Origin of the sequence: Teichococcus aestuarii (assembly GCF_042651065.1) — a bacterium.
GTDB lineage: Bacteria > Pseudomonadota > Alphaproteobacteria > Acetobacterales > Acetobacteraceae > Pseudoroseomonas > Pseudoroseomonas aestuarii.
Window position 1 is genome coordinate 68195 of the sequence record NZ_JBHSCH010000014.1, and the last position, 16388, is coordinate 84582.

Annotated in this window: 17 protein-coding genes and 1 pseudogene; 5 read left to right on the forward strand and 13 right to left on the reverse strand. The window is 73.5% G+C overall.

The genetic code is table 11. The features are described from left to right. Positions 1 to 424: 424 nt before the first annotated feature. Positions 425 to 1429, forward strand: coding sequence for an amino acid ABC transporter substrate-binding protein (locus ACFOY6_RS08345; RefSeq protein ID WP_379635702.1), 1005 nt, complete (start codon positions 425 to 427; stop codon positions 1427 to 1429). A 60-nt stretch (positions 1430 to 1489) separates the two neighbouring features. Here ACFOY6_RS08345 and ACFOY6_RS08350 read toward each other — a convergent pair whose 3' ends face one another. From ACFOY6_RS08350 to ACFOY6_RS08365, 4 genes are read right to left on the reverse strand one after another with little or no spacing between them, the layout of a single operon-like run. Then, entirely contained in the window at positions 1490 to 2425 is a 936-nt protein-coding gene (locus tag ACFOY6_RS08350; protein WP_379650101.1) for a hypothetical protein, read from the reverse strand. Next, entirely contained in the window at positions 2422 to 2697 is a 276-nt protein-coding gene (locus ACFOY6_RS08355) for an acylphosphatase (RefSeq protein ID WP_109516474.1), read from the reverse strand. Before ACFOY6_RS08355 ends, ACFOY6_RS08350 begins: the two co-directional genes overlap by 4 nt. 41 nt (positions 2698 to 2738) lie before the next feature. Next, on the reverse strand, positions 2739 to 3443 hold the full coding sequence (locus tag ACFOY6_RS08360; RefSeq protein ID WP_379650103.1) for an ATP12 family chaperone protein: 705 nt from the start codon (positions 3441 to 3443) through the stop codon (positions 2739 to 2741). 42 nt (positions 3444 to 3485) lie between these two features. Further along, positions 3486 to 3920, reverse strand: a complete 435-nt coding sequence (locus ACFOY6_RS08365; protein WP_219929707.1) for an MgtC/SapB family protein — start codon at positions 3918 to 3920, stop codon at positions 3486 to 3488. A 143-nt stretch (positions 3921 to 4063) separates the two neighbouring features. Here ACFOY6_RS08365 and ACFOY6_RS08370 point away from each other — a divergent pair, with 143 nt between their 5' ends. Together ACFOY6_RS08370 and ACFOY6_RS08375 are read left to right on the forward strand one after the other, a co-directional pair. Continuing rightward, a complete protein-coding gene (locus ACFOY6_RS08370; protein ID WP_379650105.1) occupies positions 4064 to 5515 on the forward strand; it encodes a M20 family metallopeptidase in 1452 nt (483 codons plus the stop codon). Positions 5516 to 5525: 10 nt separating this feature from the next. Then, positions 5526 to 6071: a GNAT family N-acetyltransferase gene (locus ACFOY6_RS08375; protein WP_379650107.1), complete on the forward strand. Its 546-nt coding sequence runs from the start codon at positions 5526 to 5528 to the stop codon at positions 6069 to 6071. 39 nt (positions 6072 to 6110) lie between these two features. Here ACFOY6_RS08375 and ACFOY6_RS08380 read toward each other — a convergent pair whose 3' ends face one another. The 5 genes from ACFOY6_RS08380 to ACFOY6_RS08400 form a co-directional block, all read right to left on the reverse strand. Beyond that, positions 6111 to 6899 (reverse strand): DUF4394 domain-containing protein, encoded by a 789-nt coding sequence (locus ACFOY6_RS08380; protein ID WP_379650108.1) that lies wholly within the window; start codon positions 6897 to 6899, stop codon positions 6111 to 6113. Positions 6900 to 6994: 95 nt separating this feature from the next. Beyond that, positions 6995 to 7726, reverse strand: coding sequence for an anti-sigma factor (locus ACFOY6_RS08385; protein ID WP_379650110.1), 732 nt, complete (start codon positions 7724 to 7726; stop codon positions 6995 to 6997). Continuing rightward, positions 7723 to 8280: a sigma-70 family RNA polymerase sigma factor gene (locus ACFOY6_RS08390; protein ID WP_379650112.1), complete on the reverse strand. Its 558-nt coding sequence runs from the start codon at positions 8278 to 8280 to the stop codon at positions 7723 to 7725. The genes ACFOY6_RS08385 and ACFOY6_RS08390 overlap by 4 nt, the downstream gene beginning before the upstream one ends. Next, on the reverse strand, positions 8281 to 10437 hold the full coding sequence (locus ACFOY6_RS08395; protein WP_379650114.1) for a malate synthase G: 2157 nt from the start codon (positions 10435 to 10437) through the stop codon (positions 8281 to 8283). 210 nt (positions 10438 to 10647) lie between these two features. Beyond that, on the reverse strand, positions 10648 to 10902 hold the full coding sequence (locus ACFOY6_RS08400) for a hypothetical protein (RefSeq protein ID WP_379650116.1): 255 nt from the start codon (positions 10900 to 10902) through the stop codon (positions 10648 to 10650). A gap of 242 nt (positions 10903 to 11144) precedes the next feature. Between ACFOY6_RS08400 and ACFOY6_RS08405 the strand changes: the two genes are divergently transcribed. Further along, positions 11145 to 12734: a gamma-glutamyltransferase gene (locus ACFOY6_RS08405; RefSeq protein ID WP_379650118.1), complete on the forward strand. Its 1590-nt coding sequence runs from the start codon at positions 11145 to 11147 to the stop codon at positions 12732 to 12734. On the opposite strand, the gene ACFOY6_RS08410 is transcribed toward ACFOY6_RS08405, so the two are convergent. The 4 genes from ACFOY6_RS08410 to ACFOY6_RS08425 form a co-directional block, all read right to left on the reverse strand. Next, positions 12731 to 13114, reverse strand: a complete 384-nt coding sequence (locus ACFOY6_RS08410) for a hypothetical protein (RefSeq protein WP_379635680.1) — start codon at positions 13112 to 13114, stop codon at positions 12731 to 12733. The two genes, ACFOY6_RS08405 and ACFOY6_RS08410, sit on opposite strands and share 4 nt — an antisense overlap. Before the next feature lie 97 nt (positions 13115 to 13211). Then, on the reverse strand, positions 13212 to 13559 hold the full coding sequence (locus tag ACFOY6_RS08415; RefSeq protein ID WP_245906248.1) for a DMT family transporter: 348 nt from the start codon (positions 13557 to 13559) through the stop codon (positions 13212 to 13214). Next, on the reverse strand, positions 13556 to 14599 hold the full coding sequence (locus tag ACFOY6_RS08420) for a glycosyltransferase family 2 protein (RefSeq protein ID WP_379650120.1): 1044 nt from the start codon (positions 14597 to 14599) through the stop codon (positions 13556 to 13558). The genes ACFOY6_RS08415 and ACFOY6_RS08420 overlap by 4 nt, the downstream gene beginning before the upstream one ends. Further along, positions 14596 to 15399, reverse strand: a complete 804-nt coding sequence (locus ACFOY6_RS08425) for a class I SAM-dependent methyltransferase (RefSeq protein WP_109516484.1) — start codon at positions 15397 to 15399, stop codon at positions 14596 to 14598. The genes ACFOY6_RS08420 and ACFOY6_RS08425 overlap by 4 nt, the downstream gene beginning before the upstream one ends. A 77-nt stretch (positions 15400 to 15476) precedes the next feature. On the opposite strand from ACFOY6_RS08425, the pseudogene ACFOY6_RS08430 reads away from it, so the two are divergent. Continuing rightward, positions 15477 to 16388: pseudogene (locus tag ACFOY6_RS08430) on the forward strand (hypothetical protein); the annotation flags it as partial.

Below are 16388 nucleotides of genomic sequence, written 5' to 3' on the forward strand. Positions count from 1 at the left end.
AAGGCGGGACAGATGGACAAGGCGAGGCCGACACGGGCGGCGCGGCGCTCCGGCAGGGGAGGGCCACGCGGCGGGGGCGGTCAGGGAGGGGCGGGCCGCCGCACGGCGGGCCGGAGGGGGGCGCCGGTCATGCGGCGCCGCAGCAAGGGGTAACGCCGCGCCGGGAAATTGGCCAGATCACTTTTCCGTGCAAGCCGTGGCGGCCGTATGATAGTGTGAATACGAAACGGTAGGCATAAATCCGGGCAGAACGATGATCCGGAAGGCATTCCCGTTTCGGTATGCCTATTGCGGTGGCGATATTGCCTTGCCTCGGCTCGTTCCGCCATCAAGACTGCTTGTGGCGCCGGCGCTGGCCGCCGGCCGAAAAACCAGGGAGAGCACCGTGTTCCGTTCCGCTCTTGCGGCCATCGGCGGTTTCGCCATGGCTTCCGGCCTCGCCGTCACCACGCTTCTCGGCGCCACGCCCGCCCGCGCCCAGGCGGGCGCGGACACCGTCGCCGCCATCCGCGCCCGCGGCGCGGTGGTCTGCGGCGTCACCGGCACCACGGCGGGCTTCAGCCTGCCGGACAGCCAGGGCGTGATGCGCGGCCTGGACGCCGATTCCTGCCGCTCCGTCGCCGCCGCCATCTTCGGCGACGCCAGCAAGATCCGCTTCGTCAACACCACCTCGCAGAACCGCTTCACGGCGCTGCAATCGGGCGAGGTGGACCTGCTGGTGCGCAACACCACCTGGACCCTCTCGCGCGAGGCGTCGCTCGGCTTCGAGTTCGCCAGCATCAACTTCTATGACGGCCAGGGCTTCATGGTGAAGAAGGGGCTGAACGTGGCCTCGGCCCGGGCGCTCGACGGCGCCACGGTCTGCGTGCAGCCCGGCACCACCACCGAGCTGAATTTGGCGGACTATTTCCGCTCCAACGGCATGAAGTTCACCCCCGTGGTGATCGAGAGCGTCGAGGAGATCCGCACCGCCTTCAACTCCGGCCGCTGCGACGCCTACACCAACGACGCCTCCTCCCTCGCCGCCTTCCGCGCGACGCAGACCAACCCGGCCGACTACCTGCTGCTGCCCGAGATCATCTCGAAGGAGCCGCTCGGCGCCGTGGTCCGCAAGGGCGACTTCAAGTTCTTCGACATCGTCCGCTGGGCGCATTTCGCGCAGCTGACGGCGGAGGAGCTGGGCATCACCAGCCAGAACCTCGCCAGCTTCGCCGACAGCCCGAACCCCGACGTGCAGCGCTTCATGGGCAAGACCGGCGACCTCGGCAAGATGCTCGGCCTGCAGCCGGACTGGGCGGTGCAGATCGTCCGGCAGCTCGGCAATTTCGGCGAGATGTGGGACCGCAACATCACGCCCCTCGGCGTGCAGCGCGGCATCAACAACCTCTGGACCAAGGGCGGGCTGCAATACGCGCCGCCGATGCGCTGAGCCTCCGGGGGAGGCGGGCCGCCCCGCCTCTCCCGCCCCGGCCGGCTTCCCCGGGCCGGCTCAGCGGCCCGGATGCGCGGCCAGGATGTCGTCGAAGCGCTCGCGCCGCAGCCGCTCGTAATGGCGGCGGTGGTGCGCGTCGATCTCCTGGAGCCGCGCTTCGGTCAACGGCGTGAAGTCGTAGGTCTCGCTCTGCGCCACCCGCATCTTGTCGAAGCCCATGGCGCGGAAATGCGCCGGCGAGAAGGAATTGCCCCGCTCGCCGATGTAGCGGCCGAAGGAGACCGTGGTCAGCACGCGGTACAGGCCGAGCTCCAGGCAGGCGATGCTCTTGGCGGCATCCTGCGAGGAGGCCTCGCTGGCGATGGCGAGCGGGCGGAACAGCTCGAAGATGCGGCGGTGGTTGCGGGCGTTGTAGTCCACCCCTTCCAGGATGTCGTAATAGGGCTTCAGCCACGCCATCATCTGCCGCCAGGCGTGGCGGCGCAGGCCGAAGCCCCAGTGGTGCTCGAGCGGGATGTATTTCACCACCGGGCCCGGATAGTCCCGCCGGTGGTCGCCATAGGCGCCGAAATAGGCGATGCGCGGGAAGGGCGCGGTGATCTCGCGCAGCCGCTCCAGCGCGTAGAGGTACCAGGGGCCGAGTTCCAGGTCGTCCTCGAAGAAGTAGCCCAGCTCCGCGTCCAGCTCCTCGAAGACCAGCTTCTCGCCGCGCAGGATGTTGCGCGCCACGCCGAGATTGCCCTCGCTGCGCCGCACCTGCCCCTGGGGGAAGTGGCGGCGGAACAGCGCGACGCTCGCCTCGATATCCGCGTCCCGCGCCATGCGGCGGCCGCTGAGGGCGGAGACCGCGCCATCCTGCAGCAGGAACACCTTCGCGGGGTCGTAGCGCACCCCCTTCTGCCGTGTCAGCGACACGCAGACGGCCTCCAGATAGGCGGGCCGGTCGAAGGAATAGAGGATGATGGGCGTGTCGATCTGGAACATGCTGCTCATTGTGTTGCGGTCCGGCGAAATCCCGGCTCCGCTGGGGGATCTGCGAACTCTTCGGTGATCTCTTCGACGCGGGCGAGGGGCGGGCCGGCGCGGCAGGCGGTCAGCAGGCTGCCGACGGCCGCGGCGTCGCCGGCCACCAGGGCCTCGACGCTGCCATCGCGCCGGTTGCGCACCCAGCCCAGCACGCCGAGCCGCGTGGCCTCGCGGACCATCCATTCACGGTAGCCGACACCCTGCACCCGCCCACGGATGCGGACACGCTTGGCGTCCATGCTGTTCCTCCCTGCCCGTGGCCCGGCGCTTTCCGCGCCATTCAGCCGCGCGCCAGGTCCAGCAGGCGCTCGGCCAGGGCGACATCTTTCACGATGCCCTGTTGCCGTTCCAGCGCTTCGCGATCCTGCCCCCAGAGTTCCTGCTGGAAGGTCTCGTCCAGGAAGGCCAGGCGGCAGGCTTCCGCGGCGTCCAGCCGGCCATGCGCCAGGGCCAGGCCCAGCACCAGGCTGCCCAGCGCCGGCACCGCGACACCCAGCGCCGCCAGCTTCAGCACCGGCAACGCCGCCACCGCCGCGTGCAGGGCGCGCTCCGCTTCGGGCGGCTGCGGCACGGGCATCACGCCGGTGGTCACGCGCAGCGGGGCGTCGAAGGTCAGGGCCACCCAGTCCAGCAGCGGCTGCCAGGCCTGCGCCTGCCGCGCGGCCAGCCGCGCATCGGTGCCGTGGTAGCAGAGCAGGTCGGTGCGCCCATAGGCGGCGATGGCATCGACGCTCGGCGCCGGGTCGGCCGCCATGCGGTCCAGCGCGGTGGCCACCACGCGGGTGAGCGGCACGTCCTCCATGCTCATCTCGCCGCCCTTGGCGCCGCCGGCGGCCTGCCATTCCGCGGCCACGGCTTCCGCCAGCCGCGGCAGGGGCAGGCGCAGCGGGCCGCTGCCGGGCAGCCGCAGGGGGCGGCCATCGAGCAGCACGGCGAAACCATCCTCGGCCGGAGCAGCGGCGGCCTGATCCCAGAAACGCTTCATGCATGGCTTATGGTGGGTCGCGACCCCTTCGCCAAGATCATCTCAGCGCGAGGCATCGCGATCCTCCTTGAACACGCGCAGACCGCGCAAAGTGGCCACAGTGGCGACGGCCAGCACCACCGCCACCTCATAGGCGCCGAGCGCGCAGGCGGCGCCGATCGCCGCCGTGGTCCACAGCCCCGCCGCCGTGGCCGTGCCGTGCACATGCCGCCCGCTGCGGATGATGGCGCCCGCGCCGATGAAGCCGATGCCGGTGATCAGCCCCTCCAGGATGCGTGCCACCGCCTGCGGGTCGTCGCGCACCACCTCCGACGCCGCCTGCAGGAAGCCGCAGGCGGCGATCGCCACCAGCGGGAAGGTGCGCAGCCCGGCGCTGCGGTCCTCGCGCTCGCGGTCCCAGCCGATGGGGAAGGCCAGGGCGTAGGCGATGGCGAGGTCGCGCGCATGGTCCAGCATGGAGGGGTCGTCGAGCGGCATGCGGAGGCAACCCGCGCGGTGCCCGGCCGGTTGCCGCGGGCTTCTCCATGGTCCCACGCAGCCGTGCGGCGGAGGGGCCGACCAGGGGCCTTCCCTGTTCCCGCACGAGGTGCGAGGGTCCGCCCGCTGCAACCGGAACACGCATGATGCGCAACGACTCGCTGGACCCCGACGATCTCGCCACCCGGATCGGCGCGCGCGCGCCACGCTACACCGCCCTCGCCGACAGCATCTGGGAGATGGCCGAGCTGCGCTTCGCCGAGCACCGCTCCGTGGCGGCGCAGATCGCGCTGCTGGAGGCGGAGGGCTTCCGCGTCACGCGCCGCGTCGCCGGGCTGGAGACGGCCTTCATGGCCGAGGCGGTGGTGGGGCAGGGCGGCCCCGTCATCGGCTTCCTCGGCGAGTTCGACGCGCTGGCGGGGCTGAGCCAGGAGGCCGGCAACCCGCGCCCCGCGCCGCTGGTGGCGGGCGGCAACGGCCATGGCTGCGGCCACCACCTGCTCGGCACCGGCGCCATGCTGGCCGCCGCGGCGGCGCGCGACATGCTGGTGGCCGAGGGCCTCTCCGGCACCATCCGCTACTATGGCTGCCCGGCCGAGGAGGGCGGCTCCGGCAAGACCTTCATGGCGCGGGAGGGCGTGTTCGACGACCTCGCCGCCGCCATCTGCTGGCATCCCGGCACCTATGCCGGCGTCATGTCGAACCTGACGCTGGCCAATTTCCAGGTCTATTTCCGCTTCCGGGGCCGCCCCGCCCATGCGGCGGGCAGCCCGCATCTCGGCCGCAGCGCGCTCGACGCCGTCGAAATCATGAACATGGGCGCCAACTACCTGCGCGAGCACATCCCCTCCGACGCGCGGCTGCACTACGCCATCACCGATGCGGGCGGCATCTCGCCCAACGTGGTGCAGGCCAATGCGGAGGTGCTCTACCTGATCCGCTCGCCGAAGGTGGCGCAGGCCGAGGCGCTGTTCGCCCGCGTGCGCCGCTGCGCCGAGGGCGCCGCGCACATGACCGAGACGGAACTCACCGTCGAGGTGGACAAGGCCTGCTCCGAGGTGGTGCCGAACACGGTGCTGGAGATGGCGATGCACGAGAACATCCGCCGCCTCGGCCCGCCGCGCTTCGACGAGGAGGACCGCGCCTTCGCCGCCGCCATCCGCGAGAGCCTGACGGCCGAGGACATCGAGAGCGGCGTGGCGACCTTCGGCGCGCCGCCGGAGAGCGGCGCCCTGCCGCTGCCGGAGGAGATCCTGGCCTTCGACGGCACGCCGCGCTTCAACGCCGGCTCCACCGATGTGGGCGACGTTTCCTGGGTGGTGCCCACGGTGCAGTGCTGGGGCGCCTGCTACGCCATCGGCACGCCGTTCCACACCTGGCAGATGGTGGCGCAGGGCAGGCGGCCGGCGGCGCACAAGGGCATGCTGCACGCCGCCCAGGCGATGGCGGCGACGGCGCTGGACGCGATCCGCGACCCGGAGATGCTGGCCCGCGCGCGGGCGGAGCTGACCCGCCGCACCGGCGGCCGCCCCTATGCCTGCCCGATCCCGCCCGGGGTGGTGGCGCCGCCGCTGCGTGCGCCCCGCGCCGGCTGAGGGGCGCGGCATGCCCTCCCCGCTGCCGGCGCTGCGCACCATCCGCCTCGCGCCCGCGGCGGAGCGGCACCTGCCGGAGATGGTGGCGATCTTCAACGACATCGTCGCCCACACCGATGCCGTCTACACCGAGACGCCGGACACGGCGGAGCGGCGCGCCCTGTGGTGCGCGCAGCGCCACGCGCAGGGCTACCCGGTGCTGGTGGCGCTGGGGCCGGGCGGGGCGGTGCTGGGCTTCGCCAGCTTCGGCGATTTCCGCGCCGCCTGGCCGGGCTTCCGCCACAGCGTGGAGCATTCCGTGCACCTGCGCGCCGATGCGCGCGGCCAGGGGCTGGGCGGCGCGCTGCTGGCGGCGCTGGAGGAGGAGGCGCGGGCGCTCGGCAAGCACGCCATGCTCGCCTCGATCGACGCCGCCAACCACCGCTCCATCCGCATGCATGAGCGGCTGGGCTTCGCGCGCGTGGCGCTGATGCCGCAGGTGGCCTGCAAGGCCGGCCGCTGGCTCGACCTGGTGATGATGCAGAAGCTGCTGGGCGAGGGGCCGCCGCCGCCCTGAGGCGCGCGGCGGCCCGCCGGTCCTCGGATCATGCAGGTCTCAGGGCATGGCGGCGATGTCGAGGATCTCGGCCTGCGGCAGCCGCGCGACGGCGCCGAGCGGCGTCGCCGCGCCGCTCTCCAGCGAGACGGTGTGCAGCGTGCCGCCGGCCAGCAGCCAGGCGGTGTTGCCCGGCGCGCCGCCGCCCTGGCCGGTGCTCAGGATGTCGAAGGCCACGCCGGCGGGCAGCGAGGCGGCGATCTCGCCCTTCGGCTGCTGCACGCCGTCATTCGGCGGCGCCTGCAGGTTCAGCCGGCGCAGCAGCGTGTCGATGGTGTAGAGCGCGGTGGATTGCGTGCCGGCCACGCTGTTGGTGTAGGCGCCGGCGACGATGCGCGGCGCCGTCTCGCCATAGGGGCCGGGCTGGTACTTCAGCGTGCCGTCGCGCGTCACCGCGCCGGTGTCGGGGTGGATGCGGAAGTTCACGCCGCTCATGCCCATCAGGCGCAGCCGGTCCGCCGCCGGGTTGAAGTCCACCACCGCGCGGCCGCCGGACTCGAACTTCTCCGAGAGGCGGCTGACGGCGGTGGCCTGGCCCGTGGCGGCATCCAGCGTGACGATCTGCCCGCCCTCCGTCACGCCGTAGAGCCGGCCATCGGCGGGGCGGACGTCGATGCCGAGCAGCCGCCCCTCCACGCCGCGCACCATGACGGGGGCGCTGGCGGCGCGGCTTTCCGTGTCGATCCGCACCAGCCGGTTGTCGGCGGTCAGGCCGACCAGCGTGGCGGCCGAGGCGGGGGCGGCCATGGCCAGGCCGGCGGCGAGCAGGGCGGGAAGGCTGTTGCGCATGCGCGTCACTCCACGGGTGCGGCGGCCGGGCTGGCCGCCTCTTCCCGCGCTACGGCGCGGCGCGCCCGCTGGATGCGGGGCGCGCGAAAAAAACCTCAGCTTCCGGTGGCGGGGGCGAGGCGGCCGATGAACTGGATCGGCCCGCTCGGCCGGGCGTAGGGCGAGCCGCCCGGCGGCTCCAGCGTGATCTCGATCAGCATCCCCGGCTGCGGCGTGATGGCACCGGGGGAGACGCTGATGCGCCCCTCGGGCGGGATCAGCCCGAGCGAGGTGGGCGCGGTGGCGCCGGGCGGCAGCGCCCAGAGCTGCAGCACGCGGTCCGAGGCCACGGGGCGTGGGTTCAGCGCGGCGAGCCGCAGCCCGCCGCCCTCGGCCTCCACCAGCCAGGCGGGCTGGTCCTGCTGGGTCAGCAGCACGGTCATCAGCCGCGCCGGCGCCTCCGGGGCGGGGCGCAGCACCAGGAAGGCGGCGAGGCCGGCGGCCAGCGCCGTGCTGCCCATCGCCCAGCCGCGCCACAGGCCGGAAAGGTCGGGCCGCGCGGGGGCGGGCTGCCGGAGCGGGACGATGGTGGCCGCGGGCGCGTCATCGGGCGGGGCGGTGGGCAGCGCCGCCTCGATGCGCGACCAGAGGCCCTCGGGCGGCGCCTCGGGCGGGGCGAGGGCGGCGAGCGGGGCGAGGCGCGCCTCCCAGCGCTGCACCGCCGCGCGCAGCGCCGCGTCCTGCGGCAGCGCCGCCTCCACGGCGCGGGCGGCGCCGGCCTCCAGCGTGCCGAGCACGTATTCGCCGGCCAGCGCCTCGCGCTCCGCCTCGGGGATGGCGCCGCTCATGCCAGGCACCCCCGCAACTGCAGCAGGCCGCGCCGGATCCAGCCCTTCACCGTGCCCAGCGGCAGTTCCAGCCGCGCCGCGATCTGCGCGTGGGAGAGGCCGTGCACGAAGGCCAGCACGATGCCGTGGCGGCGGCTCTCCTCCAGCGCGAGCAGGCACTCGCGCAGGCGGCGACCCTCCTCGCTGGCGGCCACCTGCTCCAGCGCGGCGGGCGGCACCGGCGTGTCGCCGAGGCCGGGGTCGTCGGTCGGCATCTCGCGGCCGCGGCGGCGGGCGAGGTCGAGCGCGGCGTGGCGGACAATGCCGGCCAGCCACGCCTCCGCCGCGCCGCGCGCCGGGTCAAACTGCGCGGCGCGGGCGGCCAGCTTGAGGAAGGCGTCGTGCAGCGCGTCCGCCGCCATCTCGCGGTCGCGCAATATGGCGTTGGCGACGCCGAACAGCCGCGCCGCCTGCCGGTCATAGACGCCGCGCAGCGCCGCCTGCTCGCCGCGCGCCACGGCGGCGATCAGGGCGGGCAGGGTGGCCTCCTCGGCCGGGGCGGCGCCGTCGCGCACTCAGGCGGCGGCCTTCGCCTCGCGGCGGCGGCGGTGCAGGATGAACTCGGTGTAGCCGTTGGGCTGCGTCGTGCCCTCGAACACCAGGTCGCAGGCGGCGCGGAAGGCCACGCCGTCATAGGCCGGGGCCATCGGGCGGTAGGCGGGGTCGGCGGCGTTCTGCTGGTCCACCACCGTCGCCATGCGCTTCAGCGTCTCCTCCACCTGCGCCTTCGTCGCCACGCCGTGGCGCAGCCAGTTGGCGATGTGCTGGGCGGAGATGCGCAGCGTCGCGCGGTCCTCCATCAGCCCGACATCGTTGATGTCCGGCACCTTGGAGCAGCCGACGCCCTGGTCGATCCAGCGCACCACATAGCCCAGGATGCCCTGGGCGTTGTTGTCGAGCTCCGCCTGCACATCGGCCGGCGACCAGTTGCTGTCCGACAGCGGGATGGTGAGGATCTCTTCCAGCTTGCCGCGGGCGCCGCCCTCGGCGATCTCGGCCTGACGCTTGGCCACGTCGATCTCGTGGTAGTGCAGCGCGTGCAGCGTGGCGGCGGTGGGGGAGGGCACCCAGGCGGTGTTGGCGCCGGCCTTCGGGTGGCCGACCTTCTGCTCCAGCATGTCGGCCATCCGGTCCGGCATCGCCCACATGCCCTTGCCGATCTGCGCCCGGCCGCGCAGCCCGCAGGCGAGGCCGGTGTCGACGTTCCACGCCTCGTAGGCCTTGATCCAGGCCGTGCCCTTCATGTCGTTCTTGCGCAGCACGGGGCCGGCTTCCATGGAGGTGTGGATCTCGTCGCCCGTGCGGTCGAGGAAGCCGGTGTTGATGAAGGCGACGCGCGCGCTGGCGGCCTGGATGCAGGCGCGGAGGTTGACGGTGGTGCGCCGCTCCTCGTCCATGATGCCCATCTTGAGCGTGTTGGGCGCAAGGCCGAAGGCGTCCTCGATGCGGGCGAAGAGGTCGTTGGCCCAGGCCACTTCCTTCGGCCCGTGCATCTTCGGCTTGACGATGTAGACCGAGCCGGCGCGGCTGTTCATCCGCCGGCCGCGCAGGTCGTGCAGCGCGATGGCCACGGTGGTCAGCGCGTCGAGGATGGTCTCGGGCGTCTCCTGCCCGTCCAGCATCACCGCGTCGGTCATCATGTGGTGGCCGACATTGCGGACCAGCATCATCGAGCGGCCATGCAGGGTGAGGCTGCCGCCCTCGGGGGTGGTGTAGGCGCGGTCCGGGTTCAGGCGGCGGGTCACCACCTTGCCGCCCTTCTCGAAGCTGGCCTCCAGGTCGCCCTTCATCAGGCCGAGCCAGGCGCGGTAGACCTCCACCTTGTCGGCGGCATCGACGGCGGCGACGGAATCCTCGCAATCCATGATGGTGGAGAGGGCGGATTCGAGGACGACGTCGGAGATGCCGGCGGGGTCGTCGCGGCCGATCGGGCTGGCGCGGTCCACCACCACCTCGATGTGCAGGCCGTTGTTGCGCAGCAGGATGGCCGAGGGGGCGTCCGCCGCGCCGGTGTAGCCGGCGAACCGGGCGGAGTCGCGCAGCGCCGTGGCGCCCTCGGAGAGGCCCACCACCAGCACGCCGCCCACCACGGAGAGGGAGGAGACATCCGACCAGGAGCCGCCCAGCAGCGGTGCCGCCTCGTCCAGCACGGCGCGGGCGCGGGCAATCACCTTCTCGCCGCGGGCGCGGTTGAAGCCGCGGCCGGGGGCGAGCTCGCCCTCCTGCGGGATGGCGTCGGTGCCGTAGAGCGCGTCGTAGAGGCTGCCCCAGCGGGCATTGCCGGCGTTCAGCGCGTAGCGCGGGTTGTTCACCGGCACCACGAGCTGCGGCCCGGCGATGCTGGCGATCTCGGGGTCCACATTCTCGGTGGTGACGCTCACCGGGCCGGGATCGGGCAGCAGGTAGCCGATCTCCTCGAGGAAGGCGCGGTAGGCGCCCGCATCCACCGGCTTCGCGGGGTGCGCGCGGTGCCAGGCGTCGATCTTCGCCTGGAGCTCGTCGCGCTCGGCCAGCAGCGCGGCGTTGCGCGGCCCCAGCTCGGCCAGGATGGCGGCATAGGCGCCCCAGAAGGTCTCCGGCATCACGCCGGTGCCCGGCAGCGCCTCGGCCTCGATGAACGCCTTCAGCTCGGACGCGACGTCCAGCGATCCGATCCGTTCCCGACCCGCCATGCGCGCTGCTCCTTCCCAGGATTTGTGCGGGCCGGCGGTCATGTGCCGGCCCAGTCTCGTCTGGACGGCAGTTAACCCGCATCCCGGCCAACGGCAAAGGGGCCACGGCAAGGCGGCTCGCGGCGAGGGGGCGAATACGCGAAAGGCGCCCCGCCGGGGGGGGCGGGGCGCCTTGTCGCTGTCGGGGGGAGGGCGCTGCGCCGAGGGGGGTCAGCCGGCGAAGGGGGCGGGCACGTTGTCCTGCGCCGAGGCGCTGTTGCCCACCGGGCCGGGGATGCGGCCGCGCGGGCCATGGGCCACGCTCGTGCTCACCGGAACGGCCTGGGGGTTGCCGCTGGGCGAGGCGCTCTGGCCCACATTGGCCGGCAGGCCGCGCTCGGAAGCCTGCGTCGTCGCCATGGAGTAGGCGAAGGGGCTGCCGGTGATGGGGGTGTTGTTCACGTTGTCGAACAGGTCGGCCGCCATCGACAGGCCGGGGGGCTCTGGCGGGGTGCCCCGCCGTTGACGAGAGAGATATACCGATCGGTATACTGTCAGAACCCCTTTAAAATCGATAGTACCGATCGGTTCAACTGATAGGTCGGCGCCTTCCCGCACCGCCGGCACAGCCCACGGCTCAGGCCAGGGGGGGATTGCCGCCGCCCGCCGATGGGTGGAGGCTGACGCGCGCAGAGCCCCAGCAGAGCCCCAGCCAGGATGCCCGCGCCATGACCCTCTCCTACGCGCCGCCCGCCTACACCACCCAGCACTGGCAGGTGACCAAGCCCGCCGCGCGCGGCGGGCGCGGCATCGTCGCCAGCCAGAGCCGGGCGGCGGCGGAGGCCGGCGTGGCGGTGCTGGAGGCCGGCGGCAATGCGGCGGATGCCGCCGTGGCCACCGCCTTCGCCCTGGCCGCGATGGAGCCGTGGAACTCCGGCCTGGGCGGCATCGGCTTCGCGCTGGTGCACAAGGCCGGCAGGCCGGCGGCGGAGCTGGTGGATTTCGGGCCCGTCGCCCCCGCCGCCAGCGACCCGGCGGACTACCCGCTGACGGGGCGGATGAAGCAGGACCTGTTCGCCTGGCCGGAGGTGCAGGGGGACCGCAACATCCACGGCCCGCTCTCCTTCGCCATCCCCTCCTCGGTGGCGGGCTACGCCACGCTGGCGGAGCGCTTCGGCAGCGGCATGGCGCTCTCCGAGCTGCTGGGGCCGGCCATCGCGCTGGCCCGGCGCGGCCTGCCGCAGGACTGGTACACCACGCTGAAGGTGGCCAACTCCGCCAAGGTGCTGCGCCTCTACCCCGAGAGCGCGCGCATCTACCTGCCCGACGGCCTGCCCCCCGTGGCGCCCTACCAGGGCGCGCCCGGCTTCTTCCCGCTCGGCCGCCTGCCGGAGACGCTGGAGCGGCTGCGCGACGCCGGCTGGCGCGACTTCTACGAGGGCGAGATCGCCGCCTCCATCGCGGCCGACGTGGCGGCGATGGGCGGGCGCCTCTCGGCCGCCGACCTCGCCGGCTGCCAGGTGCGCATCCGCCCGGCGCTCGGCATCCCCTGGCGCGGCGGGCTGGTGCTGCAGGGGGCGGGCGGGCTGACCGCGGCGCCCACCCTGGCCCGCGTGGTGGCGGAGATGGCTCGGCTGGACCCCGGCGCCACGCCGGACGCCGCCTGGTTCAGCGCCCTCTCCAAGACCATGCGCGCCGCCTATGCCGAGCGCCTCGCGGGCCTCGGCGCCGCCGCGCCGCCGCCCGAGCCGGCCGAGACCTGCACCACCCACCTGACCGTGGTGGATGCCGAGGGCAACATGGTGGCGATGACCACCACCCTGCTTTCCTCCATGGGCAGCCGCGTGGTGCTGCCCGGCAGCGGCGTGCTGATGAACAACGGCATGATGTGGTTCGACCCGACGCCCGGCTCGGCCAACGCCATCCGCCCCGGCGCGCGGCCGCTGTGCAACATGTGCCCGGTCACGGTCTCGGACGGAAGCGGGCCGGTGATGGCGCTCGGCGCCTCGGGCGGGCGGCGCATCCTGGCCTCGGTCTACCAGATGCTGGCCTTCGCGCTGGATTTCGGCATGGCGCCGGAGGCGGCGGCGCACCACCCGCGCATCGACGTCTCCGGCCCCGACGCCACCACCGCCGACCGCCGCCTGCCGGCCGACACGCTGGCGGCGCTGGAGGCGCAGGGGGGCCTGACCACGGTGGAGCACGCCGTGCTGCCGGTGAACTTCGCCTGCCCCAACCTGGTCGCCCGCGAGGGCGAGGGATTCGCCGGCATCAGCGACGTGATGACGCCCTGGTCGGCGGCGGTGGCGGCGCGCTAATCCGCCCGGAAGCTCTCCGGCCGCTCGACGCCGAGTTCGTGGCCCTTGGCGTCGAAGGCGGCCTCGTAGACGGCGGTGAGGCGGGTCTTGGGCGTGCCGTCGGCATAGTGGGCGCCGGTCGGGATGTTGGCGGCTTCCGTGCCGATGGCGGCCAGCTCGGTCGCCTGCGCGGCCAGCCCCTCGGCGTGCATCATCTCCAGCAGCAGCCGCGCCTCGGCCTGCGCCAGCTGCTCCTCCAGCGTGGCGATGCGCCGCTCCCGCGTGGCCAGCGTGTCGCGCAGCGCGGTGGCCCTGCGGGCCAGCGCCTCGGCCGCCTCTTCCAGCGCCTGCAGCACCGGCCGGGCGGCGAGGGCGATGGGGGTGGGGTTCGCGTCGGGCATCCGGACCTCTTGCCGATGGTGGGGCGGGCGGAGGCATAGAGCAGACGCCCGCCGGGTGGGAACACCCGCGCGGGTGACGATGTGCGGCGGGGCGCCCTCAGGCCGTGGCGAGCAGCGCCACGCCGAGCGAGATCAGCCCGATCGCCGCGATCTTCTGCCCGCCCAGCGATTCGCCGAACAGGAAGTGGCCGACCAGGGCGATGACCACGTAGGAGGCGGCGGTGCAGGGCAGCGCCACGCTCATCGGGATCTTGCGCAGCGCCACGATGTAGAGCATCGCCGCGCCGCCGTAGCAGCCGAGGCCGATGATGGTCTGCCAGCGGAAGAGCTGGACGAGGAAATTGCCCTCGCCCAGCGTGCCCGCCTTCAGCAGCACCTGGCCGATGAGCGAGGTGAGGATGGCGGCGGCAAGGACCAGCCAGTACAGCGTCAGCGGCGCCGTCACGGCGCGGCCCGCTCCAGCCGGGGCGCCTCGGAGGCGGCGCCGGCCGGCATGGCGCGCGCCGGGTGCAGCTCGCGCACCACGCCCTGCGGCTTGCCGTTGGCGGAGAGGAAGGCGCGGCCGAGATACTCGCCCATCACGCCGAGGATCAGGAACTGCACGCCGGCGATCAGCAGCGTCACGGTCATCACCGAGGCCCAGCCGGAGGGCGTGTCGTTGGTCAGCGCCTCGATGATGGTGAAGATGGCGCCGAGCACGCCGAGCAGGCCCATCGCCACGCCGGCGAACATGGCCAGCCGCAGCGGCATCAGCGAGAAGTTGGTGGCGAGGTTCAGCCAGAGGCGGATCAGCCGGCGCAGCGTGTAGTTGCTGCGTCCCTCCATGCGTGCCAGGTGCATCACCTCGATGCTGTCGATGCGCTGCGTCACCTGCATCACCAGCCCGTCGATATAGGGGTAGGGGCCGGTGTAGCGGGCGACCTCGCGCACCACGAGCGCCGACATGCAGCGGAAGGAGGAGAGGTAGAGGCCCTTCGGCTTGTCCATCAGCTGGTCCGCCACCCAGTTGGCGAAGCGGCTGCCGAGGTTGCGCCAGCCCTCGTGCTCCTTCTTGGCGTAGCGTGTGTAGACCACGTCCCAGCCGCCGAGCCGGGCGTGGTCGTAGAGCTTGACCACCTCCTCGGGCGGGTTCTGCAAATCGTCGTCCATGGTGATGACGTAGTCGCCGCGGGCATGGCGCAGCCCGGTCATGACCGCGTTGTGCTCGCCGAAATTGCGCGCGTGCTCGACATAGGTGAGCGGCACGCTGGCGGTGGCGGCGAGCGCGCGGCAGACATCGCCGCTGTTGTCCGGGCTGCCATCGTTCACCAGCACGATCTCGAGGCCCCCGGCCGGCCGCAGGGCGGAGAGGGCGGCCACCAGCTTCCCCACCGTGTCCGCGCCGCGATAGACCGGCACGACGATCGAGAGGCCGATGGCAGAGGCGGCGCTGGCATGGGCGGCGCCGGCCGGGGCGGGGCAGGGCGCGGGATGGGCGATGGTCATGGGCGTGGCATCCCTGGGGGGCTTCCTGAAGGCGTGTCCTGCGGCGGCGGCTGGCGGGGCCGCGTGGCGGTGGCCAGCACCGAGCCGCCGGCCGGGAAGCGCAGGCCGAGGCGGGCGAGGCCGGCCTCCGCGACGGTGGCCGCGCGCAGCGTCGCATCCAACCATGGCGGGAAGGGGGCGACGTCGCTGGCATCGCCCTCGCCGCGCGCCAGCAGCTTGCGCTGCGCCACCATCAGCGGCAGCAGCACGGCGTTCCAGTAGCGCGCCCCGGCGGCCTCGAAGCCGGCGCCCGCCAGCAGGGCGCGCGCCTCGGGCGCGGTGTAGCGGCGGGCATTGTGCACCCGCAGGTCGTGCGCCGAGTGCAGCCAGCGGAAGGCGGGCAGGTTCAGCACCAGCAGGCCGCCCGGCGCCAGCACGCGGCGCATCTCGGCCAGCGCCGCCGCCTCGTCCACCGCCGCGTGGCAGAGCACGTCCATGCTGGCCACCACGCTGAAGGCGCCGTCGGGGTAGGGCAGGCGGGCGGCATCCCCCGCGGCCACGGCGGCGCCGGATTTCGCCGCCGCGCGGGCAGCGGCGGGGGGGTGGTATTCCAGCCCGTGCAGCGCCTGGCCGGGAAAGGCGCCGCGCAGGTGGCGCAGCAGCCCGCCCGTGCCGCAGCCCACATCCAGCCAGGGGCCGGGCGGCACGGGGTTGTCGCGCAGGCGGTCGCGCAGGGCGGTCTCGACGCGGTCGCGCAGGGCGCGGTACCACCACATCCCGTCCTCGGCGGCGTCCATCAGGTCGTATTCGGCGGCGTCCACGGAAAACGCTTGTGACAGCGCCCGATCCTCGCCGCAATGGCATTGCAGGAAAGGGCGGAAAGGATGGCCCCGCCCCCATGCCGCCCCGGACCTCTTCCGCCAGCGCCGGCAGCAGCGCCGCCTGGCTGCCGCGCCTGCCGGCGCTGCTGCCGGCGCTGGGCTTCCTGGCCATCGTGCTGGCGCCGCCGCTGAACCACGACGTGGCGGCGGTGCTCGACTTCTCGGCGCGGATGCTGGCGGGCGAGCGGCTCTACACCGGGCTGGTCGACGTCAACCCGCCGCTGATCTTCCTGCTCAACCTGCCTGCCGCCTGGCTCGCCGCGCACACGCCGCTGGATGGCCCGCAGGCGCTGCTGCTGGGGCTGCTGCTGCTCTGCGGCGGCAGCCTCGCGCTCTGCGCCGCGCTGCTGCGGGCGGCGGGCGGGCGCGCCATGGGCGCGGTGGAGCGGGCGGTGACGGGGGCGGTGCTGCCGCTGCTTCTGCTCGCCGCCGGCTACGATTTCGGCCAGCGCGAGCACATCATGGCGGTGGCGGCGCTGCCCTACCTGGTGCTGGCCGAGCGGCGCATCCTGGGCGCCGCCACGCCCTGGCGGCTGGCCGTGCCGGCGGTGCTGCTGGCGGCGCTGGGCTTCGCGCTGAAGCCGCATTTCCTGGCCGCGCCGGCGCTGGTGGAGGCGCTGGTGCTGGGCGCCGGCCTCGCGCACGGGCGGGGCGCGGCCGTGCTGCGCGACCCGGTGCCCTGGGCCATGGCGGCGCTGTGGGCGCTCTACCTCGCCGCCATCCCGGTGTTCTTTCCGGCCTATCTCGGCCATGTCGTGCCGCTGGTCTGGCAATGGTATGTGGGGCTGGACGGCGCCCCCTGGTGGCGCGTGCTGCTGGCGCCGGTGCTGGGCAGCGGCGCGCTGTTCGTGCTGGGGCTGGCCGCGCTGGTGCCGCCGGCCATGCGGCGCGGGGCGGCGGGCTGGCTGGCGGCGCTGCCGGCCGCCTGG

What these genes read in the sequence shown, in the direction of transcription:
- ACFOY6_RS08345 (WP_379635702.1), top strand. Translation starts at nt 425, where the DNA reads ATGGCTTCCGGCCTCGCCGTCACCACGCTTCTCGGCGCCACGCCCGCC.
- ACFOY6_RS08350 (WP_379650101.1), bottom strand. Translation starts at nt 2,425, where the DNA reads ATGAGCAGCATGTTCCAGATCGACACGCCCATCATCCTCTATTCCTTC.
- ACFOY6_RS08355 (WP_109516474.1), bottom strand. Translation starts at nt 2,697, where the DNA reads ATGGACGCCAAGCGTGTCCGCATCCGTGGGCGGGTGCAGGGTGTCGGC.
- ACFOY6_RS08360 (WP_379650103.1), bottom strand. Translation starts at nt 3,443, where the DNA reads ATGAAGCGTTTCTGGGATCAGGCCGCCGCTGCTCCGGCCGAGGATGGT.
- ACFOY6_RS08365 (WP_219929707.1), bottom strand. Translation starts at nt 3,920, where the DNA reads ATGCCGCTCGACGACCCCTCCATGCTGGACCATGCGCGCGACCTCGCC.
- ACFOY6_RS08370 (WP_379650105.1), top strand. Translation starts at nt 4,064, where the DNA reads ATGATGCGCAACGACTCGCTGGACCCCGACGATCTCGCCACCCGGATC.
- ACFOY6_RS08375 (WP_379650107.1), top strand. Translation starts at nt 5,526, where the DNA reads ATGCCCTCCCCGCTGCCGGCGCTGCGCACCATCCGCCTCGCGCCCGCG.
- ACFOY6_RS08380 (WP_379650108.1), bottom strand. Translation starts at nt 6,899, where the DNA reads ATGCGCAACAGCCTTCCCGCCCTGCTCGCCGCCGGCCTGGCCATGGCC.
- ACFOY6_RS08385 (WP_379650110.1), bottom strand. Translation starts at nt 7,726, where the DNA reads ATGAGCGGCGCCATCCCCGAGGCGGAGCGCGAGGCGCTGGCCGGCGAA.
- ACFOY6_RS08395 (WP_379650114.1), bottom strand. Translation starts at nt 10,437, where the DNA reads ATGGCGGGTCGGGAACGGATCGGATCGCTGGACGTCGCGTCCGAGCTG.
- ACFOY6_RS08400 (WP_379650116.1), bottom strand. Translation starts at nt 10,902, where the DNA reads ATGGCGGCCGACCTGTTCGACAACGTGAACAACACCCCCATCACCGGC.
- ACFOY6_RS08405 (WP_379650118.1), top strand. Translation starts at nt 11,145, where the DNA reads ATGACCCTCTCCTACGCGCCGCCCGCCTACACCACCCAGCACTGGCAG.
- ACFOY6_RS08410 (WP_379635680.1), bottom strand. Translation starts at nt 13,114, where the DNA reads ATGCCCGACGCGAACCCCACCCCCATCGCCCTCGCCGCCCGGCCGGTG.
- ACFOY6_RS08420 (WP_379650120.1), bottom strand. Translation starts at nt 14,599, where the DNA reads ATGACCATCGCCCATCCCGCGCCCTGCCCCGCCCCGGCCGGCGCCGCC.